The following is a 24080-nucleotide window of genomic DNA, read 5'->3' as shown; positions in this document are numbered from 1 at the left end:
GCTATTTTTGAAAATAAGATAAACTTTAGCTTATATTACCAAAACCCATTTCTATGAAGACAAAACGTTTACCCCTTTTTATCAGTTTAGCATCCATCGTATTGCTGAGTTCTTTTGTAGCTTTTTACCCCACCGGGGCACCTGCTGCCAAGACCGGTTCACCAGGTGATGGCAGTAATTGCACTGAATGTCACGGTGGCACCCCTACAACTGTTGCCGGCTGGATTACCTCAAATATTCCTGCGGGAGGATATACTCCTGGTCAAACCTACCAGATTACAGCCTCCAACCAGCTTACAGGAACCGGAAAGTTTGGTTTTGAGGTATCCCCTCAGAATGCTGCCGGCACTTTGCTTGGAACCCTTGCAGCTGGCACAAACAGCCAACTGGTTGGAAGCAACAAGTATGTCACCCATACCAGTGCAAATACAAGCAATAGTTCCTGGACATTCAACTGGACCGCCCCAGTGGCCGGAACCGGACAAGTTACGTTCTATGGAGCCTTTGCAAAAGGGAAACCAGGACCGGTGCGTTTAAGCACCCTGGCAGTAAATGAAGCAGTTGCTGCACCACCCGCAGCAGCCGGCCCAATTTCAGGCCCTGCAAGCGTTTGTAAGAATAATAACTTTACCTATTCAGTTGGAGCTATTTCAGGTGCAAGCAATTATGTGTGGTCAGTACCAACCGGAGCTTCCATTGTTTCCGGTCAGGGAACTACAAGCATATCAGTGAATTTTGGTGCTTCTTCAGTTTCGGGTAATGTAAGCGTTTATGGTTCCAATACAGCAGGAAACGGAGCTGCCAGCAACCTGGCGGTTACAGTAAATGCAGCACCGGCACAGCCTTCAGCCATTTCAGGACTTACTGACCCCTGTCAGGGTTCAACACAAACCTACTCTGTTGCCAATGTAGCTGGTGTGGCTTATAACTGGATTGTTCCTGCCGGAACTACCATCACTTCAGGTCAAGGGACAAACTCAATTACAGTTTCAATTGGCAATTCAAATGGAACTTTGGAAGTTGTACCTTCAAATTCATGCGGAAATGGCTCAGGACAATCGGTTTCCATCTCGGTAAGCAATGCACCTGCACAAGCAGCGCAGCCTACAGGACCTGATATGGTTGACCTTTCTTCAGTAAGTCAGAGTTCATACCTGACAACCGGAGCCAATGAAGCAGAATCCTACCAGTGGGAAATCACACCTGCCGATGCAGGCACCATATCAGGCAATGGTACCACTGGTACTGTAACCTGGAACAATGCCTACCTTGGAAATGCAGAAATCCGCGTCAAGGCAAGCAATACATGTGGAGAAGGCAACTGGTCGCTTGTTAAACAGACCCAGGTGATCAATACCACCGGAGTTGGCGACAATCAGCGTACCATTGCTCGTATCTATCCAAACCCAAGCCAGGGACAATTCACCATCGAGCCACGCTGGGATAAGGAATCCCTGCAGCTGCAGATTATGGATGCTTCAGGTAAATTAGTATATACCTCAAAGGTCGATGGCAGGGTTCCAACCCAACTAGACATCCCGTTCCCCCGGAATTTACCTTATTGTACAATCAGGAATCTATAATCATTCTTTCTGCCTATTAAGCGAATGAGGCAGCCTTCATGTAATTTTCGCCCCCCTTGCAAACATGGAAGAATTCATTTCAATTTGACCCCAGCCTGAGATAAGTTATTCTTTCCTGATCATAATCAGGCCTAAGGCCATGGTTTTCTGTCCCCAGCAAAGGCCGGGGTTTCAAGGTGTACACCAGCCTAATACTGATTTCATTATGGTTTTAGTTCTGTCGAGTCAGAACCAACGCTGTTAGTTCTTGTTTCGCATGATGGTCTCCTGCGACAATTCCAAGTCGGCCTAAGGCCATGGCAACCATCCCCAGTCCAGGGGGGGTTGAAACCTGGGGCTCCCACAGTCCGGGTAAATTCATTCTAAAAGATCAGAATTTCTCTCAGGCAAACGTCCGGGGACCGCTCCCCCCCCCCAGTCTCTCAGCGTCACTTCGCCGATTTGTTTCACTAACTGATAAACCGGTGGGAACTCTTCCATCAGTATAGAAAGGGCATCTTTTTGTCCCTGTGTAGGTTCGCTGGTAGAAACCCAGGTAGTCCAGGAGATTTTACCCAACCGGTTATTAAGTGGTACCGGTGCAGGAGGATTTTCTTCGTCGCTGGGGCGAATGGATTTCCTGTTGAATTTCTTATTGAGAAGAGAATCAAGCTGCATGCTAACATCGGTAGCTTTGGCGATAAGCTCAGGAGTGGCAAGTGGTGAGGTATTTAATGCCTGCACGATATTAGCTGATCGCTTCAGCAAACCTTCGGCATAAGATTCGGTACCTTGCATGACCCTTGTTACCTCTGCAACCTTTTTGTGGAATTCGGCAAGTGCCGCCCTATCCTTTGCAGGAAGAGTAGTATTGTTCAATGTAATACAGTTAAACGCTTCAGGCCCTGCAATAAGCTTCGTTTCACCATTGCCCGTAAGGTAAAGACTAACCTGGTATTTCCCGGGGACAGCCAAAACATCGCTTCCAGCATCTTTTAAAGGATCGGGGTCGCCACCAGCTTCCACGGAATGATTGCTCTGGTAACGCAAATCCCAGTTTACCCGGTTAATCCCGGCTGAAACAGCCTTTTTTATCATTCTAACCTTGTTTCCCTGTTCATCAGTAACCATGAAGGTGAGATAAGGGGCAATTTCATTTTTCTCAGTCTGCAGAACAGCTTCTGTCGGTTGAGGGATGGGCTCGCCTTTCTTGAATAGCTCAGCTTCCTTTTCTTTACGGACATCCTTCATTGATTTTGGGCCTTCCTTGGCATAATAAGTGAATACAGCTCCAAATTCAGGATTCTTTGCCTTGAAATAGGTTGCACCCTGGCCGTACTTGCCTCCGGTCTGAATGTACATGAGGGCATCTTTTACCGGGAACAGATAACCTTCTTTCTCAAGGATATCTTTTTTGAAAGTCCTGAGTGGCGTATAATCATCAAGAATATAAAATCCTCTGCCGAAGGTAGCCACTACCAGGTCATTTTCTCTCTGCTGAATGGCAATATCTCTCACAGGAACAGCGGGCATTCCGGATTTCAACTGAACCCAGATTTTGCCTCCATCGTTACTGAAATAGCAACCAAATTCAGTCCCGATAAACAGCAGATCCGGATTTACATGATCCTGCTGAATGCTATGAACGGTTCCATTAGCCGGCAGATTAGCGGCTATTGAAACCCAGGTTTTGCCTTTATCGGTACTTTTGAATACATAAGGTTTGAAGTCGTCTCTCAGGATATTATCAAAGGCAGCAAAAACAATATTTTCATCAAATCTTGAGGCCATCAGGTCACTCACATAAGTGTTTTCAGGTACTCCGGGGAACGATGATACTTTCGACCAGTTCTGCCCGGCATCTTCTGTCACACGGATCAGTCCGTCGTCGGTTCCTGCATATAACAGGTTCTCATTTTTAGGCGATTCATCAAAGGAAACAATGGTTCCAAAAAGAGAAGTAGATATATCTTTTGCTACAGCATCACTGGGCCAGTATTTTCCCATCACAGGCCATGTATTCCTGTCGATGCCGGCAGTAAGGTCATCACTGATTACTTTCCAGGTATTTCCCCTGTCATCGCTTCTGAACACCTTATTTGCTGCACAATAGAGACGGGTGTTGGAATGCTTGCTCAGCACAAGCGGGGTATTCCAGTTCCATTGGTAGCTGTTTTCGCCTTTGCGTGGTTCCGGACGGATATCAATCGCTTCCTGGCTTTTCCTGTCGTAGCGAACCATGCCACCATACTGCGATTCAGCATACACAATGTTGGGATCTGTGGGGTCAATCTGTGACCAGAACCCATCACCACCATTGGTAACGAACCATTCATCGCTGGTTACCCCATCGTCGCTGATGTTCCTCGAAGGCCCGCCCATACTGTTGTTGTCCTGGGTTCCCCCATATACATAGTAGAAAGGCTCTGAATTATCCACCTGAACGCGATAAAACTGGGTAACAGGAAGGTTTGACTTGAAGATATAATTGCTCCCTCCATCGTAGGTTTCATAGATTCCCCCATCTCCTCCAATAAAGAAGTGCTGTGTATTCTCAGGGTCAATCCAGAGGGCATGGTCATCAACATGACGCTTGCTGAGGCCAACCATCGTCCAGGTTTTTCCACCATCGGTGGTTACCTGCGATACGGTTTCCATCGAATACACCTTATCGGCATTCTTGGGGTCGCAATAGATTTCGTTGTAGTATTGTCCTTGTGCTGTGTGGCTGCTCATTTTCTGCCAGGATGCCCCCCTGTCGGTAGTTCTGTAAAAACCTCCACCATCTTCAGCAGCCTCAATGATTGCATATACGATATCAGGATTAACAGGGGAAATGGCCAGTCCGATTCCGCCCATATCCACTGAAGGCAATCCATTGGTAATCTTGTCCCAACTATCTCCACCATTAGTAGATTTATAGATGGCTGTTTCAGGGCCTCCACCAATTTTAGTGAATACATGCCTGCGCCTTTGTTCGGAAGAAGCATACATGATGTCAGGATTGCGGGGATCGAGGAGTACATTATTTACCCCCGTATTTTCACTGATTTCAAGCACTTTTTTCCAGTTCTTTCCCCCGTCGGTTGATTTATACAAACCCCTGTCACCGCCGGGTCCCCAGACAGAACCTTCTGCAGCTACAAATACCACATCGGAGTTACGGGGATCGATCAGCACTTCACCTATCTGCCTTGATTCTTTCAGCCCCATATTTGTAAAGCTTTTCCCGCCATCGGTACTTTTATATACACCATTTCCATAACCCAGGGCACGCTGATGGTTATTTTCGCCGGTTCCTACCCAAACAACATTGGTATTATTGGGATCGTAGGTAACACAAGCCATGGAATAGGCTCCGTAATTGTCGAATACAGGATCGAAAGTGGTGCCGTTATTGGTTGTTTTCCACACATGGCCTGAAGCAACAGCTACGAACCATTCGCTTTTATTTTTGGGATTAATGGCAAAATCAGCAATACGTCCCGATGCGAATGCCGGGCCTATGCTACGCCATTTCAGCCCACCGAAAGTAGTTGATTTCAGGGTATCCGACTTGGCATCTTCTTTTTTTGCATCCTTCTTATCCTGCTTCTTCTCCTTTTTAGCAGACTGGCTTTTAGTCTGGGCAAATACCGGTTGTTGCTGGAATACCAGCAAGCCTGCAGCCAGTATCATAAAGGCAATTGAAGCCGTTAACCAACTAGATTTCTTCATGATTATGTTTGTTAATGAGTGTAAATGTTACTGAATTATACAACTATTTCCTCTTTGAATTCCCATTGTATTAGTTTTCACAAATATCTAAATTTATCGGTATAGATACTCTTTTTGATTATCAATTCACAGATTTTCAAATTTCCTAAAATTTATGATGATGGAAAAGCTTTTTCGACATAATCGCCATTTTACCCGGTCATTCAGGCTGGTAACGAAAAAAAGAATCCATCCGCCTGAGGCGGACAGAATTCATTATTGTCATTAATCTTCCCATACAACCAATTTTCAGCTTTTATACCCTTTGAGCTGATTACCAGAAACTAAATACAATGAAAAAGTATTTCAGCTTACTTCTCCTCTGCTCTGTCGTACTCCTGGTTTCATGTCGGAAAGAAACCACCACATCAGCGGAAATAAAACCGGTTCCATTAACTGAAAAGCAGCAGGCAGTAGTTCAGCGGACCAATGGGTTTGGTTTTGAATTCTTTAAAAAAGCTTATTCTCTTTCAGGCACCGATAAGAACTTCATGGTCTCGCCTTTGAGTGTCAGCATGGCTTTCGGAATGGCAAGTAACGGTTCCGGCCAGCCAGACCCTTGAGCAAATGACACAGACATTTGGAATGAGTGGAATGACAGATCAGGAAGTGAATGAATCCTATCAATACATCCTGGAAACTTTCTCGAAGCTTGATCCTAAAGTGAAACTCTCCATAGCCAATTCCATCTGGTACCGAAATACCTTCAGTGTTGAACAGGAATTCCTGAAAACCAACCAGGATTATTTTCAGGCTGAGGTAAAAGCGCTGGATTTCAATGATGCCGGATCGGTGGATATCATTAATCAATGGGTTTCCGACAAAACCAACGCCCTGATCCCCACCATTGTAAACAGCATTTCTGATGATATGGTAATGTACCTTATCAATGCAGTTTATTTCAAAGGACAATGGAAATACACCTTCGAAAAGAGTAATACTCATGATAACCTTTTCAGGTTTGAAGATGGCACTCATATTACCACTTCTTTCATGAAGCAAAAAGCTACTTTCCCTGTCTATAAAAACGAAATGTTCTCAGCCATTGAGCTGCCGTATAACCAGGGAAACTATAATATGGTGGTGATGCTACCCGAAACCGGGAAAGGAATAAATGATATCATTTCCCAGCTTTCGCAGGAAAACTGGACCAACTGGTACCGTCAATTCAGCAGCGATGAGGTGACCCTGACCCTTCCCAAATTCAAATTTGCCTATGAGGAGAAGAAAATGAAGCCTGCCATGATGGAAATGGGTATGACTGATGCTTTCATTCCTGACCTGGCTGATTTTACAAGAATCAATTCGAATGGTGGAATCTTTATATCAGAGGTAAAGCACAAAACATTCATTGAAACCAATGAAGAAGGTACAGAAGCTGCAGCCGTAACTTCCATCGGGATGGAGACCACCAGTGTAGGTCCCCCGGAAATGGAATTCAAAGCTGATAAACCTTTTGTGTTCTTCATTCATGAAAAACAAACAGGAAGCATTCTGTTTATCGGGACAGTAATGAATCCGGCTTTGGAAAATTAGCTTAAGAAGAGTTCTATGATGATATTTCGTAGAAAAATATTCAGTCCGATGCAACCCAATGACATTCATTTTACCCATTAAACAGCCAGAGATAAAGAACGAGGTAATGATTCTGGAAAGTTCATACTTAAAATTATCACTTAACGTTATCTTTGTAAATGATAACAAGTTAAGCATAACTACCCTTGAGAGAAGTAGTCAGACTGATAACAGGCTCCAAGTCGGAATTGGAACGGGACCTTATAGAAAGGTGTATCCGGAATGATCGGCTTGCACAGCGTGACCTGTATTACAGGTACTGCGATGCCATGTTCTCAACTGCCTACAGGATTATGAATAACCGGGATGATGCCCATGATGTTTTGCAGGATGCTTTCATACAGGTTTTTCGCGACATGAAACAATACAGGTTTGAGTCCTCTTTAGGTTCCTGGATAAAAACCATAGTAATCAGAACCTCACTCCGACAGATTTACAAAAACCGCCGGATGGAGTTCGCAGAAATGGATGAGGTTAAAACAGAAGGATCAGTATTGATTCCGGATACACTCAGCAGTGAATACCTTGAAAAAGTGATTTTGTCACTTCCGGATGGATACAGAACGGTTTTTTTACTGACAGAAGTTGAAGGATACACGCATGAAGAAACTGCCAATATGCTTGGCATTAGTATAGGGACCTCGAAATCCCAGCTTCATCATGCTAAAAATATGTTAAAGAGAAGATTGGCTTCGATGGTAGATTGAGGAATGTGGAATGTCGGATGTTTAATGTCTGATGTTGGATGTGGAATGGAGGATGTTAATGTCTAATGGGATGGCGGATGTCTGATGTTGGATGTGGTCCGCAAACTTGCGGATGGGACTTGGGACTTGGATTTTCGGCTCACCAACTCACCAGCTCACCAGCTCACCAACTCACCAACTCACCAGCTCACCAGTTCTCCAACTCCCTAACACTCAGCACTCAGCACCCAGCACCCAGCACTCGGCACCCGGCACTCGGCACACAGCACACAGCACTAAACAAGAGCAATGAAAGAAAGAAGAAACATATCCACCCCACTATCAGGCCGATTACCGGTGCATAAGCCGGATGACAGCCTGTGGAATGGGATTTCTTCTTCGTTGGGGGAGCTTGAAGTTCAGGAAAACTACGAGAAAAAACTGGCTCATCTGCCTGTCCATTCCCCTGATAATAATTCCTGGGCACTTCTGCTCAGAAGAATGCAACGTGCCACCGCATAAGGATTGCAACTTATTCACTTACTGCCGCAGCCTCTTTGCTCATTGCTTTCCTGCTTTTCTATCAACCTGAAAACCCTTTCTCCAATTCTCAGAATGCCATTGTTTCAGGAACGATAAAAGAAAAGGTCACAACAAATGATAAAGTGACTTTGAGCCAATCGTCGGAGACTCAAAAGGTATCGGACATAAATACTCAGATTCCGGTCAGTCAGATGAGCGAGGGAGATCGTTTCTCACATAACAGCTCTCCGGCAGTATTTGCAAGTGTTGAATCATCTGAACCAGTTCAGAGAACAGGATTCATGAAGTTATTGCAAAGCCGGACAAAAATCCACCTTTCGGAAAGAAACAGGTATGCTCCATTATATGAAAAGAACCAGAAATTACATCATTCATTGATGGCGGTTCAGCCTAATAACAGTAATAGCTATCCAATTCCGGAGCCTTTTGAGAATGATGAAAAAAAGGGCAAAAATTTTACCCTGGCAGCCAATTATTTACCTGAATCGCTTGAAAATGGCAATGGAACTTCCATGTTTCATAATTTCGGACTCATGGCCAGCCTGGGGAATGAAAAGACCCGCATTCAATCCAGCCTTGGAATGGCCTATAATACTGAACACAGGGTTTATGATGTAAATTACACACAATTTATACCGATTACTGTTCCTAATCCCGGTCAACCTTCTGACTCTACTGCAATTATGGAAACAACCGGTGCTACTGAACTGGAAGGTACTGAAAGGCATCAATACCTCACCTATGACCTTGGATTAGGCAAAAGATTATTCAGTGTAGGCAAGATGACCACTTGGGTCAACACAGGGGCTGGAATTGCTTTCAAGTTAGATGATGCCAGTTTACGTGAAACCACCATCAAAACCATTAACCAGCATAACAATTCACAGGTCAATAAAATAGATCTGGAAATACCGGATTATAATGGTGTCAATATCAATATCATGGCCAGCCTTGATTTCAATTACAAAATCATGGATCGTCTCAGTATTTCATTTGCCCCTACTTCCAGAATCTATCTGAAACCAGTCCTGTTGAAAGAAGGATCATCTACTGATTCATTCTCCCTGGGATTCCGCTCCGGTATGAAATTTGAATTCTGAAAAAGTTAAGATTCCTTTTCCTCAATTTTTCACAGCCCTTTTGACGATTAGTGTGGATGCAATTTCTTCCTAATGGAAACAGATTGCTATGAATCCAAAAACCAACCTTATTCTTTAACAAACCTTAGTAACAAAGGGTTATTTAAGGATTTAAACCTTATTCCCTTATTAGTGTCTTACTTCTCAATTCCAAATTCGTTGATCTTCAATCGTTAATCAAAATGCTCTTGAATATGGATTGTCGACTAACAGACCATCAGAAATCAGGACAATAGCTATTGTGCCTTTCTATTGTGAACTATTGCTATTGTGTTTAAAGCTCATGTGCATACTACAATTTTTTGAACCACAATAGGCACATAGAACACAATAGGGATTTCCATGTATTGCCTATTGTGCCTTTCTATTGTGAACTATTGTGTCTATTGTGTTTAAAGCTCATGTGCATACTACAATTTTTTTGAACCACAATAGGCACATAGAACACAATAGGGATTTCCATGTATTGCCTATTGTGCCTTTCTATTGTGAACTATAAGCTACCGTTTAAGCTCTGGCACAATTTTTGAACCACAATAGGCACAAGAACACCCCTTGTGAACTATTGTGTCTATTGTGTTTAAAACTCTTACTACCAGTATTTCCTGTAGAAATTCTCTTGATTTTTGACCAAGGATTCATTATATTTGTAATATCTTATTCTAATCATTAAACTATATTTATATGAAGAAGATACTGGTTGCAGTAGATTTTTCCGATTTAGCAGCTTTATTAATTGAACATGCTGCTTCCCAGGCTCTGGCCTTTGGAAGTGAAGTACTGATTCTTTATGTTGAACCCCCGGTTCCGGCGTTTATCGGGACAGAGATGAGTCCACCGGTTACAATTGAGTCCTCTCCTAATGAAAGCACCAGGATCAAAGAAGAACTGGATTCGATGAGAAAGTATTTGGAGAACAAAGGGATTAAAGCTTCCTTCGAGTATCTTCAGGGCTCAGTGGTTAACACCATTGTAGAAACATTAGTCGAATTCGAAGCCGATTTATTGATCATTGGAGCTCATAGTCACGGGATACTCTACCGAGCATTCATTGGAAGTATAAGTTCCGAAGTCATGAAAGTAAGTCCTTGCCCGGTACTACTGATACGGGAAAATTAGCATCTACCTTGGTTTGCCTGGCTGGTTTTTCCCCAGGAGTTGAGGTATCAGTTTTTCTTCCCCGATTTTACTCAGATTCCTGCGGATTCTTTCCTTGTTTTCATTTTTATACCAGAAAAAGAATTGCCGCTGATCCAGCTTTTCTTCCTTGCTGCGTGCAGTATATACAGCCTCCCCTGTAAATGGGTGAATCCCGGAATAATAAATTACACTGGCCAGGGTCATCGGGGTAGGCGTGAAATCCTGTACCTGCTCCAATTGAAAACCAAGTGATTTTGTCTCCACAGCCAGGTTGGCCATATCCTTCAGCTTGCTACCGGGGTGACTGGAGATAAAGTAGGGAATGATTTGTTGGTTCATCCCGAGGCTCCGGTTGATTTCCTCAAATTTCCTGCTGAATTGATGAAACAACCTGAAAGAGGGCTTTCTCATAATTTTGAGCACATCATCCGAAGTATGTTCCGGAGCCACCTTCAATCGTCCTGAAACATGATGCCCTATTAATTGCCTCGAATATTCGTCCAATCCGAATTGTTTTGAAGCTGCCTCATTATCGGGAATCAGCATATCATACCTGACTCCGCTACCAATGGTCACCTTTTTAATTCCCGGGACCTTTTCAGCTTTTTTATAGAGCTGGGTGAGTGGCTTATGGTTGATATCAAGATTCTTACACAGATTAGGGAACAGGCAGGAAGCCCTGCTGCATTTGGCACACATTTCAAGGTCGAAGCCCTGTAATTTATACATATTGGCAGAAGGCCCACCCAGGTCGGAAACATGTCCCTTAAAATCGGGCATATGGGTGATGGCCTCCAGCTCCTTCAGAATGGACTCTTCCGAACGACTGGCAATAAATTTTCCCTGGTGCACCGATAAAGTACAAAAAGCACAACCCCCAAAACAGCCCCTGTGAATGGTCACCGAATGGCGGATCATTTCATAGGCAGGCACTACCCCCCTTTTCTTATACTTCGGATGGGGAAGGCGCGTAAAAGGCAGGTCATAGATAGCATCCAGCGCTTCTTTTTGCATCAGCGGAAAAGGAGGATTTACAATAACCACCTGTCCGAGGCTTTTTTGCACAAGGGTTTTGGCATTCGATTTATTCGATTCCTGTTCAATAGGTTTAAAAGACGCTGAGAAGGCCTTTTTATCATTAAGGCAGGTTTCATAAGAAGGCAGTTCCTGCAACTTACGATTTTCCAGCAGCTTTTCTGCAGTTTCAGGAGTAGTGGCAAAAACAGTCTGGGGAATAGTATGCATCTGGCTTACCTCTTTCCCCTGAGACAGCTGCTCCAGGATCATCCGAATGCCTTGTTCCCCCATTCCATATACCAGCAGATCCGCTTTACTATCCTGTAAAATGGAGGGCTTTAGTGAATCGCTCCAGTAATCATAATGGGTGAGCCGGCGCATGGAAGCCTCAATCCCACCGATAATGACCGGCACATCAGGATAGAGTTGCTTCAGGATACGTGAATAGGTAACGGTGGCATAGTCGGGACGGAAACCAGCCATTCCCCCGGGCGTATAGGCATCATCGCTTCTGAGGCGTTTATTTGCCGTGTAGTGGTTAACCATGGAGTCCATATTGCCTGCCGAAACGGCAAAGCAAAGCCGGGGTTTCCCGAATTTCCTGAAATCACGCAGGTCGTCCTGCCAGTTTGGCTGTGGTACCAGCGCCACCCTGTAACCGGCTGCTTCAATCACCCTGGCAATAACAGCATTGGCAAAAGCCGGATGATCCACATACGCATCCCCTGAAATCAATACCACATCCACCTCTTCCCATCCACGTTTCAACGCTTCATCGCGGGTAATCGGGAGCCAGGAAGATAAAGGGAGTTCTGCCATTAATATTCAGAGGGTTTGATCGTTGAGCATGCAAAGATAGGCTTTACAAGCTCACCACCGAAACTCTCAGGAACTGATTCAGTGTACAATCACCTCATGACAAACGGGATAATGATTGCAATCATCCCGGTAAAGAGGACTACCAGGATAAAGAGGCGGTAACGGATATTGTAATTCCCCAGCAGAGACTTATCGTAGTATTTGGCTACATTTTCATCCTCGTACATGCTGAGCAGCCCGTTGATAAGCTTCATGCGGGTTTCCTTGCCTTTTAACAGTCCGATGATGACCACAACATTCACTACAAAGATGAGTGCCACAAAGATGAGCATAACTACGAACAAGGCCTCATCAGTCCTGGAATCCTTAACAAGCCCTGAGTTAATTGCCAGCGTAAGCAGGTTCAGGAAAATGGAGGTTAAGATGAAGATGATATCTGTACGTGTATTTTGCTGCAACTCTGAAATAATGTGTTGATGGACGTGTTGTTTCATAATGTTGATGTTTTGTGGGGGTAAAAAAAAGAATTCAGAATCTAGTGCGTCACTTTTCTAACTGCCACTCTTCCCCCCCCCGGGGTTGATTTTGGATCTTGGATTTTGGATTTTGGATTTTTTTCATTTTGCATTCTGCATTTTGCACTTTACATTTTCACTTTCTCACGGCTCCGCCTGATCTTTCATAAATGAATCATACTGTGCATGATAGATCTGCTTCCCCTTTTCCATCCACTCATCCGACAATGCCTGCTCACCGGCTCTTTTGTAATACTCACTAAGGGCAGAATAACCTGCCGAAAGGTTGTATGCATACCCCTCTTTATGATAGTCAAGAAATGCATTTATGAGCGGCAGAAGCACTTCATTGTCGGGTGGCGGGACTCTATTTACCAGTTGAAGCAACGCCCAGCGGTCGCCGGGATTCAGCTCAAGGATATGGACCAGGTATTTCCGTGCCAGGATTTTATAAGCCGAATCACGGTGCATACATCGCAATGCCACTTCATGCAAAAGAGCGTCATGATTTGGATATTCTTTAATTAGCTCCAGGTAAGAATCAAACGGGATGTTGTTTCGTTTCCCTTCATTCAGGATTTCCCGGGCTCTTAATCCATAGTAAGGATCCAGAAGTGCGAGTGTATCCGCCTGCACTCTTGCTTTCCCCGGTTTACCCCCAATCACACTTCCCAGTCGGGCATAGGTGACAAAATCGAGGCGGTACTCATTGTGATCCGGTGCCAGGAGCATGGCTTTCTCTGCATGGTTCACGGCTGATCTTAATTTGGAGGGCATGAAGGGCCATTTCCAGGGGGTGTAGATGTATAAAAGGGATTGTGTAGCTGCCACTCCTGAATACCAGTTATGGTACCTGGCGTTTCCAGGATCCAGTTTACAGGCTTTCTTCAGGCATTTGCTACTTTTTGCTATCCGGGGCCCCATTTTGAACCAGGCATGGATAAATTTCGTGCAACCATCAGCTTTCACCCAGTCGTGAGCCCGGCCTTTCTCAAACCAGAGCCTTGCAGAATCGGGATAAATTGACAATGTTGAATCCAGGTAACTTAAAGCTTCATAAGGGTGGCCATTCATCCGGAGTTCGTAGGCCTTAAGTGCCAGGTCAGGTTGCTGGGCAGATGAAGAAGTAGCGTAACCCAGCAGGAATAGAAAAAGAAGAAGGTTTTTCATAGGCAGGGAGGATTGGAGGAAGGGAGGAGTCCAGAATCCAGGATTCATGAATGCCTAGAATAAAGATAAAATTTATCCAGTGGGAAATATATTCTGACAACTGGCTATGTATTCCACGACTAATCTTATTTAAGCAGTTTTAAAACCACCGGTTCTGAGATATTAAAGTTACGAAGGTTCTACTGCAATTGGCTATCTTCCGTTAGGTAAAATTTCTTTGAGAGTTGCAGTATTTTATTTCAGATTAAATTTACATTGCAAGAGTTTACCCCTGCCCCTATGAATAAGTGGTTCTGAGATATTGCAATAATCCCTCGGTCAGGCGGGGACTTAGAATTTGAGATTAATTTGGGATTTTGGATTTCTTCCATTTGACTTGCATTTTGCACTTTACATTTTGCATTTTAATCTGCTCCCCCTGATCTTTCAAAGAATCCCACCTACGCACCCTTCCCGCTCATCCCAATTGATGATACCGGAAGCAGTTGGTAAGATGATCATTCACCATTCCGGCAGCCTGCATAAAGGCATAGCAGATGGTAGTCCCGACAAATTTAAAGCCCCTTTTCTTCAGGTCCTTGCTCATGGCATCGGATTCGGGTGTGGAAACAGGCATCTGGGAAAGTGAATTCAGTTTATTTGTAAGTGTCTTCCCCCCTGTAAACTGCCATATATAGGCATCGAAGCTGCCAAACTCCTCCTGTATCTTTAGAAATGCCTTTGCATTGCCCACGGTAGCCCTTATTTTCCCCTGGTTCCGGATAATCCCGGCATCCTGCATCAATAGCTGAATCTTCCCTTCCGAATAATTGGCGATGACTTCCGGCTCAAAATTATCGAAAGCTTTCCTGAAGTTCTCCCTCTTATGCAACACTGTCTTCCAGCTTAACCCCGCCTGGAAGGCATCCAATACCATAAACTCAAAAAGCTTTTGATCATCATGAAGCGGCACGCCCCATTCCTCATCGTGGTATTTGATCATCAGGGGGTCGTTGGAAGGCCAGTTGCAGGTGGTTTCGGGAGGGGTCATGGCAAGGAAGGGTTTTGGTGGATCAAAGAGATTGCATGACGAAAATAGTGAATTATTTTGCTTTGCGGGAGAGGTGGCTGTCTTGATTGAATGTAACTCCTAAAATGGATGATGAAGAATTGCAAAGAAAATTTAAATAGTAATGATATGGATATGAAAGATAAATTGCTAAATTTGGATTTGATATTTTTGGCTAGGTATACTTGTAATCAGATTATTGGGAGTTTCGTGTATATAAATATATCTGTGATTATTCGTATACACTATACGAAGAAAATGACAATTACTTGAATCTTTACAATCTGATACAAATGGACTAATTTCTATTAATCCTAAGTTTTTTCTCCCTAAATATAAACTTGTAATATCATAGAATTTGTGGAAACGCGTGTATTATATATACCAACGAATTTAACTAATACGATAGATACAATTATTACTATTTTAATGACACCGCTTAACTTTAAATTCTAAAGTTGAGAAGACAAACAGATCTGTTCGTGAAATTGAGAAAACAAGAAAATTGCCATATAGAATAATAATTATTAAATTAGATAGTGTTAAAATACAATGCACGTTGAAGAAAAGTGTTATCCAGACAATCAGCACTTTTAAATCATCAGGTTCTTTATTAAAAATAGACTTTTATTATGATAATAAAATTTAATCTTATGTTCTATCAAGGGAATCAAATAAATATATAAAAAGACTTTAAAGCTAAGAAATCTACTATCAAAATAATGAACTCATTTTTGAATATGATTATAGAAGGATTGATATGAGTGAAGTAATCTATTACGAAGGGTCAAACGATCAGAATAATAGAGGTTATAATGCCAGTTTTACTGATGACTTCCTAAAAATGTATGTATGTGTACTGATGAAAATAATATAACTACCCACAACACGGGTAGCTGTTGCACAACCCTCTAAAAAGCATTTATTTAAACCTATAAAGTAGAAAACGGCGCAAGAATTTGATGAATTTTCAAAAGTTGGTCAACACCCAATACTACTTATCATAAAATATCTTATGGTATGCAGTTTTATTCGGCTTATTAAAGCATCCACAATAGTACTATTTTCAACAACTTCAATCGAGCTGGCAACTGATAGTTGAAAATAATTCTGTCTCGCCTACCCACCAAATCATTCCCCAACGCAATCTATGCGTGATCAACTGGACAAGCTCATCCCGAAAGGAATCATTTGGCTTGGATTCTTATACAAATGATACAGGACGAAAGTTAGCCACCATGTCATGAACAATAAAGATGTATTAAAACAGACAGCAACGGTGAATGACCAATGGCTCAGATAGGGTAGTAGACCCATTCAGAAGAATTATGCTCCAGGGCAAAATTGTTTACCCTCCCCAACCCTCCCTACAAGCAGGGAGGAGCAAATTGAACTAAAGACCACTATCCTTCATGATTGAAAATTTACTCCACCCATTCATAGGGGGGTTGGGGGTAAAAATTGGGATTATTCCTGATGCAGATCATGCTTACCCTCCCAACCCTCCCTACAAGCAGGGAGGGAGCAAATTGAACTAAAAGACCCACTATCCTTCATGATTGAAAATTTACTCCCCCTATTCATAGGGGGTTGGGGGGTAAAATTGGGGATTGTTCCCCAGAGGCACATCGCTTACCCTCCCCGGCACAAAATTTGTAATACAATCTCAGTTTTAATATCACATTTTTCAAATAAAAACTCAGATCATGAAATGGCCAGAAATTAAGAAAATTGCAAGTCGGCTTAGGAATAATCCTACCTATTCAGAATCCAGATTGTGGCATGAAATTAGAAAGAACAAACTCCTTGGAAGAAAATTCCTAAGACAACACCCAATACTTTATGATGCAAACAGAATGCAGAATGAATACTTCTTCTTCATTCCAGACTTCTACTGTGCTTCAGAAAAATTAGTAATTGAGCTTGATGGAAGAATTCATGACTTCCAAAAGGACAAAGACTACAGACGCGACTTAATCCTTAATCATTTAGATATCAAAGTACTGAGGTTTAAAAATGATGAACTTAATGATATCGAGAAAGTAATATCAACTATAATGAGTTCATTCGGAACTGTTGACGACAAAAAAGGATATCCAAAAAGTGAAATTTCTACTATTAAACACATTCTGGAACAATAACAAATCAACAGAATATTTTGAACTTAGATGAAGAATTGTGCCTCTGTAGTAAATCCTGTACCTTCCCCACCCCTCCCTAGGAGCTGAGAGGGAGCAGATTGCATTTATTTCAAAATTGAAACCCAGTTAAGGTTATCATTATCGTCTGGCAAAAATCCACTCCCCCTATTCATAGGGGGCTGGGGGGTAACCATGAGGCAGAATTGTGCTAAAATGGCCCACTGTTTACCCTCCCCAACCCTCCCTGCGAGCAGGGAGGGAGTAAATTTCATACACTTCAAAATTGTAAATCTATTGCAGGAGGATACATTCATTTTTGTTACCTTTTGGCAGTTCCTGATCATGTTATGAGCGGGAATATTGGTTAATATTGTATCCTTTTCCGGTAGTTATTTGTTATTATTCCTGTAATCTTAGGCATTTACTCATAAGTAGTTCTAACGCAAGGAATTTTAACATCATTATTGCCATTTTCTTTTCAAAGCATACCTGCCCTATGAACCTGAAACTATCCTTATTCCTGCTGCTGACGATAAGTCTGCTGGTGGCCTGTAAAAAAACCGGCAAGGACCAGAATAAAAAAGACAAGCCACCCCCATTGGTGGATGTGCTGATTGCCGGGCAACAGGAGATCCCCATCATGATTGAGGTAAATGGCGCTGTGGTGGCTTTTGATATGATCGAAATCCATCCCGAAGCCAGTGGAAGGATCACCTGGCTGAGTATGCCTGATGGAGCTTTCGTTCAGGAAGGGACCATGCTGGCCAGGCTTAATAACGAGGAACTGCAGGCTCAGCTTGATCAACAGAAAAGTCAGCTGGCGCTGGGCAGAGAAGACCGAAAAAAGGCTAAACGGCCTGCTGAAGGTAAATGGTGTGAACCAGGCAGAATATGATGCTGCCCTTAACCAGCTGAATGTGCTGGAGGCCAGTGTCAGGATTACCTCTGCCCAACTGGACAAAACCATTATCAAAGCTCCTTTCTCCGGCAAACTAGGCTTGCGGCAAGTGAGTGCAGGGGCTTATGTTACCCCTCAAACGGTATTGGGGACCCTGAGCCAGTCGGATAAGGTGAAAATTGATTTCTCTGTCCCGGAAACAAGAGTTTCGCTTGTAAAACCCGGCACCAGGGTGATGATCAAACCCAATGGCTCCAATGATACGCTCGTAGCAACGGTGATGGCCCTGGAGCCCAGGATCAACGAGGAAAGCCGGAATGTGAATGTACGGGCTTTGCTTACTTCAGGATCGCTTTACCCGGGTTCGTTTGTGAAAGTGTATATCGGCCAGTCCCGTTCGGGAATCAATGTCCCCACCAATGCCATTATTCCCGATGCCTTAGCGAACCAGCTGGTGGTTGTGGAAGGCGGGAAAGCAGTCTTTAAAAATGTAGAAACCGGCAACCGGAGCAGTAAAAAGGTTGAAATCCTCTCGGGAATCAATATTGGGGATAGCGTGGTGGTGAGCGGGATGCTGTTTGTAAGGCCGGGAGCCATTGTGAAAGTGAGGCGCACCATGAACGTCATCCCTTAACATCATTGATTTCCTGTAAGTGTAGCCACCCAAAACCATTGTAAAAGAAAGACCCATCCAAAGTGAATATATCTGAATTATCGCTCCGAAGGCCAGTTTTGGCGATTGTGATGAGCCTCTTCCTCGTCCTGTTCGGCGTTATTGGCTTTAACCTGCTCGGGGTGCGGGAATATCCTGCCATCGACCCACCCGTGGTTTCGGTGAGCACTTCTTATGCCGGTGCCAATGCCGACATTATCGAAAGCCAGATCACCGAGCCCCTGGAGAAATCCATTAACGGGATTCCCGGTATCCGCACCATCACCTCATCGAGTACTGTTGGAAACAGTAATATTTCCGTGGAATTCAATGTGGGGGAAGACCTGGAAGCCGCTGCCAATGATGTGCGCGACAAAGTGAGCCAGGCCTCAAGGAACCTGCCCCAGGATATTGATGCCCCACCAGTAGTTACCAAAGCAGATGCCAATAGCGATTTCATCATCCTGATGGCCATACAGAGTGAAACCAAGGGCTTGATGGAACTGAGTGATTATGCAGAGAATGTGCTTCAGAATAAATTCCAGACCATCCCGGAGGTGAGTGCTGTGAACATTTTCGGGAATAAAAGGCCCTCGATGCGTATCTGGGTGGACCCTGACAAACTCAATGCCTATCACCTGGCATTCAACGATATCAGCAATGTGCTGAATAAGGAAAATGTTGAAATTCCATCAGGTAAGATCAGTGGGGTAAAGACAGAACTCACCATCAGGGCACTGGGCAGACTGACCACTGAAGAAGAATTCCGTAACCTGATCCTGCGTGAGGATAAGCAAGGTATTGTGAGGCTGGGCGATGTTGCAAAAGTAGAGCTGGGTCCTGAACAGATGGAACAAAGCTGGAAGCTGAATGGTGTGGGAGGCGTCGGATTGGCCGTTATCCCTCAGCCCGGGGCCAATTATGTGAATATCTCCGATGAATTCAACAAACGGCTTGAAGAGATCCGGAAATCGCAGAAGAACGACATACAATTCACTACACTGATCGACAACACTAAAAATGTCCGGCGTTCTCTTAAGGAGGTGAAAGAAACCCTTCTAATCTCCTTCCTGCTGGTGATCGCGGTGATCTTCCTCTTCTTCAGGAACTGGCTGATCGCCATCAGGCCATTGATCGACATCCCCATTTCACTTATCGCCACCTTCTTCGTGATGTACCTTGCGGGATTCTCGATCAACATCCTTACCCTGTTGGGCATTATCCTGGCTACCGGGCTTGTGGTGGACGACGGAATTGTTGTAACAGAAAATATTTTCAGGAAATTCGAAGGGGGAATGCCCATCCGAAGGGCCGCACTTGAAGGCAGTAAAGAGATTTTCTTTGCTGTTATCTCGACCTCTGTAACCCTTGCCATTGTGTTCCTGCCTGTACTCTTCCTCAAGGGATTTGTGGGAAGCCTTTTCAGGGAATTCGCGGTTGTAGTAGCCGTTGCAGTACTGATCTCAGCCTTCGTATCCCTTACCATTACCCCGGTGCTCAATGTATTCCTGAACAATCCCCGTGCCCATGAAAGAAAATTCTACAAAGCCACTGAGCCTTTCTTCAAAGGCATGGAATCGGGTTATAAATACAATTTAGATAAATTCCTTCAGAAACGATGGCTATCGTGGCTGATCATTATTGGCTGCCTGCTTATCATCTTCATTCTTGGGCGTAACCTGCAAAGCGAAATCGCCCCAATGGAAGACAAGGGGAGTATACGTTTCCAGGCATCAGGCCCCGAAGGCTCCAGCTATGAGTTTATGAGTCATGCAGGGGCAGAATTTGCCAATTATATGATTGATTCAGTACCCGAAGGGAAGTTTTTCTTTATGAGTCTCCCTGGTTTTGGCGGACAAGGAATGAACGGATTCTTTGGCCGCCTGGGACTTGTTCCTGCCAACGAAAGAGAACGCAGCCAAAGCGAAATTGCGCGTGACCTGAGCAAAAAAACTGCAAGGTTCAACAACCTGAGAGTCTTCCCGGTAGAAGAACAGACCATTGCTGTGGGTTTAGGTTCCAGGGGCTCCTTACCGGTTCAGTTTGTGATTCAGAACCTCGATTTCAACAAGCTGAAAGAGGTGATCCCAAAATTCCTCGATGCGGCCCGTAACGACAAGACCTTCCAGAATGTGGATGTGAACCTGAAATTCAATAAACCCGAGGTGGATATCCTGATCGACCGTATCAAAGCCAGGGAACTGGGACTTACCGTTTCCGACATTGCCTCTGTGGTGCAATCAGCTTTCAGCGGGCGCAGGCTGGCTTATTTCATCATGAATGGCCGGCAGTACCAGGTGATCAGCCAGGTGGGCCTCCCCGACCGGCAGGAACCTGCTGATATTTCCAAACTGTATGTCAGGAATAACCTGGGGAATAATATCGCCCTTTCGGAGGTTGTGGAACTAAGCACCAATGCCAATCCCCCTTCACTCTATCATTATAACCGGTATAAGTCGGCCACCATATCCGCTTCCCTCGCGGAAGGGAAAACTGTGGGCGACGGGGTTGAGGTAATGCAGGAACTGGCAAAAAAGATGCTTGATGATTCATTCCAGACCTCTCTGAGCGGGCCTTCGCGTGACTATGCCGAAAGTTCCTCCAACACCAGCTTTGCCTTTGCACTCGCCTTATTGCTGATTTTCCTTATCCTCGCAGCACAATTCGAAAGCTTCAGGGATCCGCTCATCATCATGATCACCGTTCCCCTGGCTATTGCAGGTGCAGTGCTTTCATTGAGCATCTTCGGGCAAACCCTTAACATCTTCTCACAGATCGGGATGATCACCCTGATCGGACTGGTTACTAAGAATGGTATCCTGATCGTGGAGTTTGCCAACCAGAAAAGAGCTAAAGGAATGTCGAAGTATGAAGCCGTTCTGGAAGCTGCTTCCCATCGACTTCGTCCTATATTGATGACCAGCCTTGCCACCTCCCTCGGAGCCCTTCCAATAGCTCTCAGCCTTGGTGGTGCTGCCACCAGCCGCATCCCCCTCGGGATTGTAATTGTGGGAGGTATTTTATTCTCATTGATCCTCACCCTGTTTGTGATCCCGGCCATGTATACCTACATCTCCGGAAGGCATAAAACACAGGAAGAGATTGACAACCAGTTTAATTAGACTGCCATGAAACGAATATATATCGGTTTATTGCTGATACTTCCCATAGTATTGCAGGCCCAGCAACTTCTAAGCCTGAAAGCCGCTATTGATACCACCTTAGAGAACTCTTTCGGCATCAGGATTGCAGAAAACAATGTGGCTATCAGCAAAGTCAATAACCACCCGGGAGTTGCAGGGGCGCTGCCCACGGTAAATGCCAGCATCACCGATAACCAGTCGCTCACCAATGTAAACCAGGAGTTGAATAATGGCACTGAGATTACCAAGAGCAATGCCAGCGGGAATGCCCTGAATTCGAGCCTGACAGCAGGAATGTTGCTGTTCAACGGATTTAAAGTAGTGGCCACCAAGGAGAAGCTGGAACAACTGCAAAAGCAGAGCGAACTGCTCCTGAACCTGGAGATCCAGAATACCATTGCCCTGGTGATGACGGCCTATTATGATGTGGTAAGGCAGCAGGAATACCTGAAGATTATCAGGGCCAACCTGGAAGTGTCGGAGACCAAGCTGGAATGGGTGAAGCAGAAACAAGCCGCCGGACTGGCCAATGATGCCGACCTGTTGCAGGCACAGCTTGATTTAAGTTCGGTAGAACAAGCAGAACGATACCAGCTGCTGGTGGTGGAGCAGTCGAAGACCAGTCTGCAGGAAATCATGAGTATGAAAAGCTTTGTCCCTGTAGAAGTACAGGATACCATACTGGTGGACCAGGCCCTGCAACTTGAAAGGGTATTGGAAGGATTGAAGCAAAACCCGCAATATCTTTCATCGGGGCAGCAGATCCGCATCAATGAAATGGTGGTGAAGGAGGTGTCAGCACAGCGATATCCTTCCCTGCGGCTGAATACAGGGGTGAATTTTAATCGTTCACAGAGTGCTGCCGGTTTTACCCTTTTGAACCAAAATTATGGCCCCTATGCCGGGCTCAGCCTGCAGGTACCGATATATAACGGGAATGCCTATAAAGCCCAGAAAGAAGTAGCTACCTTCAATGTAATGAATGCAAGGCTGCAGCAGGAAAACCTCCTCCATTCGCTGAAAGCTGATGCTATCAGGACGTTTCAGTCGTATACCACCAACCTGCAGCAGCTTGAATTGCAGCAGGGCACGGTGGAGTTATCGGCAAAGCTTATTGCTATTGTGATGGAACGATTCCGTCTGAACCAGGCCACCCTGCTGGATATAAAAGCAGCACAGGCCAGCTTTGAGAATTCAGGGTACCAGCTGGTGAACCTCAGTTTTGCCGCCAAGGTAGCTGAGGTGGAATTGAAGAGGTTGAGTTTTCAGTTGGGAAATTGAGGGATTGGCTTGAATTCTCAATATGATGGGTACAAAATGAATTCAGAATATAGAATCAGCACTGAATTCAAAATTTTTAACGGTAAAGAATAGAAACAGGCCATTATTTTGAAAATTATTCTGGATTGCCTGCCTGAAAAACAGAGATAGTTCCCTCAAATGGACAAGTTTTTTCCAGAGTGAAACCCATGTCTTGAATTCTTCGGAAAATTGAAATAATAGACAATCTGTATAAAAAACCAAAATCTTATTAGCCCTGGAGATATTATTCGCCCTTTATTTCCCGGTTACTAGTTTTATTTTCGTTGAGACAATCTAATTCAGTACAAAATATTTAAAAAACTGGTATGGAAGTACGAATCGAAAACCTGGAAGCAAAGCAGCTTGTGGGAATGCGGATGAGGATGTCGTTTGCGCAGAACCGGACTGCTGAATTATGGAGAAGTTTTATGCCCCGGAGGAAAGAGATTTCCCTGCAGGTGGAGCCGGTTTTATATTCATTACAGAACTATCCGGAAGGATTTTTTGAATCGTTTAACCCGCTTACTGAATTTGAAAAATGGGCCGCCCTGGAAGTAAGTGAGGTGGTCACCATTCCGGAAGGAATGGAAACCTTTCTGTTGCCTGCCGGGATGTATGCAGTGTTTTTATACAAAGGCCTTCCAAGCGAGGGTGCAAAGGCTTTTCAGTATATTATGGGAACCTGGTTACCTGCTTCGGGATATAAGCTTGATAACAGGCCTCATTTCGAGAAACTGGGTGAGAAATACAGGAATGACAGTGCTGATTCGGAGGAGGAGATCTGGATCCCGGTGAGGGAGATCAGGGAATGAAATACTAGCATGAAGATGCCTAAACATCAGAAATTATTAAAACTTGTATTTTTTGTGACTTTGAGCCCTCTCCAAAGAGTAGTTTTCTAGCGAGGAAGACTCGAAGACACAACACAAAGGATTAATTATATGATTCGTGAATCATTCGTGCATTCGTGGCTG

18 protein-coding genes are annotated in these 24080 nt (G+C 44.3%); 13 read left to right on the top strand and 5 right to left on the bottom strand.

The genetic code is table 11. The features are described 5' to 3' along the window. The first annotated feature begins 53 nt into the window (after window positions 1-53). Window positions 54-1583 (top strand): hypothetical protein, encoded by a 1530-nt coding sequence (locus IPH84_14975; protein ID MBK7174495.1) that lies wholly within the window; start codon window positions 54-56, stop codon window positions 1581-1583. Between the two features lie 357 nt (window positions 1584-1940). Here the strand turns inward: IPH84_14975 and IPH84_14970 are convergent, their stop codons facing one another. Then, window positions 1941-5279, bottom strand: coding sequence for a glycosyl hydrolase (locus tag IPH84_14970; GenBank protein MBK7174494.1), 3339 nt, complete (start codon window positions 5277-5279; stop codon window positions 1941-1943). Between the two features lie 332 nt (window positions 5280-5611). Between IPH84_14970 and IPH84_14965 the strand changes: the two genes are divergently transcribed. The 6 genes from IPH84_14965 (at window position 5612) to IPH84_14940 (ending at window position 10380) form a co-directional block, all read left to right on the top strand. Beyond that, entirely contained in the window at window positions 5612-5881 is a 270-nt protein-coding gene (locus IPH84_14965) for a hypothetical protein (GenBank protein MBK7174493.1), read from the top strand. 4 nt (window positions 5882-5885) lie between these two features. Continuing rightward, complete coding sequence (locus tag IPH84_14960; protein ID MBK7174492.1) at window positions 5886-6854, top strand: serpin family protein; 969 nt, start codon at window positions 5886-5888, stop codon at window positions 6852-6854. A gap of 203 nt (window positions 6855-7057) precedes the next feature. Further along, the gene (locus IPH84_14955) at window positions 7058-7600 is read left to right on the top strand and encodes a sigma-70 family RNA polymerase sigma factor (protein ID MBK7174491.1); all 543 of its coding nucleotides are present in this window, start codon (window positions 7058-7060) and stop codon (window positions 7598-7600) included. 288 nt (window positions 7601-7888) lie between these two features. Continuing rightward, complete coding sequence (locus IPH84_14950; GenBank protein MBK7174490.1) at window positions 7889-8101, top strand: hypothetical protein; 213 nt, start codon at window positions 7889-7891, stop codon at window positions 8099-8101. Window positions 8102-8136: 35 nt separating this feature from the next. Further along, window positions 8137-9222 carry a hypothetical protein gene (locus IPH84_14945; GenBank protein MBK7174489.1) on the top strand — a complete coding sequence of 362 codons (1086 nt, stop codon included), beginning with the start codon at window positions 8137-8139 and terminating at the stop codon, window positions 9220-9222. Between the two features lie 723 nt (window positions 9223-9945). Beyond that, a complete protein-coding gene (locus IPH84_14940; protein MBK7174488.1) occupies window positions 9946-10380 on the top strand; it encodes a universal stress protein in 435 nt (144 codons plus the stop codon). A 3-nt stretch (window positions 10381-10383) separates the two neighbouring features. Here the strand turns inward: IPH84_14940 and IPH84_14935 are convergent, their stop codons facing one another. The 4 genes from IPH84_14935 to IPH84_14920 all read right to left on the bottom strand — a co-directional run bounded on the left by IPH84_14935 (window position 10384) and on the right by IPH84_14920 (window position 14952). After that, on the bottom strand, window positions 10384-12237 hold the full coding sequence (locus IPH84_14935; protein MBK7174487.1) for a YgiQ family radical SAM protein: 1854 nt from the start codon (window positions 12235-12237) through the stop codon (window positions 10384-10386). 89 nt (window positions 12238-12326) lie between these two features. After that, window positions 12327-12731 (bottom strand): hypothetical protein, encoded by a 405-nt coding sequence (locus IPH84_14930; GenBank protein ID MBK7174486.1) that lies wholly within the window; start codon window positions 12729-12731, stop codon window positions 12327-12329. A 165-nt stretch (window positions 12732-12896) separates the two neighbouring features. Beyond that, on the bottom strand, window positions 12897-13922 hold the full coding sequence (locus IPH84_14925; GenBank protein ID MBK7174485.1) for a hypothetical protein: 1026 nt from the start codon (window positions 13920-13922) through the stop codon (window positions 12897-12899). A 457-nt stretch (window positions 13923-14379) separates the two neighbouring features. Further along, window positions 14380-14952, bottom strand: coding sequence for a DNA-3-methyladenine glycosylase I (locus IPH84_14920; protein MBK7174484.1), 573 nt, complete (start codon window positions 14950-14952; stop codon window positions 14380-14382). Window positions 14953-16676: 1724 nt separating this feature from the next. Here IPH84_14920 and IPH84_14915 point away from each other — a divergent pair. The 6 genes from IPH84_14915 (at window position 16677) to IPH84_14890 (ending at window position 23918) form a co-directional block, all read left to right on the top strand. Beyond that, window positions 16677-17111 carry an endonuclease domain-containing protein gene (locus IPH84_14915; protein ID MBK7174483.1) on the top strand — a complete coding sequence of 145 codons (435 nt, stop codon included), beginning with the start codon at window positions 16677-16679 and terminating at the stop codon, window positions 17109-17111. Window positions 17112-17607: 496 nt separating this feature from the next. Further along, window positions 17608-18006 (top strand): biotin/lipoyl-binding protein, encoded by a 399-nt coding sequence (locus tag IPH84_14910; GenBank protein ID MBK7174482.1) that lies wholly within the window; start codon window positions 17608-17610, stop codon window positions 18004-18006. After that, entirely contained in the window at window positions 17909-18643 is a 735-nt protein-coding gene (locus tag IPH84_14905) for an efflux RND transporter periplasmic adaptor subunit (GenBank protein ID MBK7174481.1), read from the top strand. The genes IPH84_14910 and IPH84_14905 overlap by 98 nt, the downstream gene beginning before the upstream one ends. 62 nt (window positions 18644-18705) lie before the next feature. After that, the gene (locus IPH84_14900) at window positions 18706-21783 is read left to right on the top strand and encodes an efflux RND transporter permease subunit (protein MBK7174480.1); all 3078 of its coding nucleotides are present in this window, start codon (window positions 18706-18708) and stop codon (window positions 21781-21783) included. A 6-nt stretch (window positions 21784-21789) separates the two neighbouring features. Further along, window positions 21790-23085, top strand: coding sequence for a TolC family protein (locus IPH84_14895; GenBank protein ID MBK7174479.1), 1296 nt, complete (start codon window positions 21790-21792; stop codon window positions 23083-23085). 347 nt (window positions 23086-23432) lie between these two features. Beyond that, the gene (locus tag IPH84_14890) at window positions 23433-23918 is read left to right on the top strand and encodes a GyrI-like domain-containing protein (GenBank protein MBK7174478.1); all 486 of its coding nucleotides are present in this window, start codon (window positions 23433-23435) and stop codon (window positions 23916-23918) included. Window positions 23919-24080 lie beyond the last annotated feature (162 nt).

This window comes from Bacteroidales bacterium (assembly GCA_016707785.1).
GTDB lineage: Bacteria > Bacteroidota > Bacteroidia > Bacteroidales > UBA4417 > UBA4417.
Note: the sequence above shows the minus strand (reverse complement) of the source record. Positions and strands in the feature narration are given on the sequence as shown.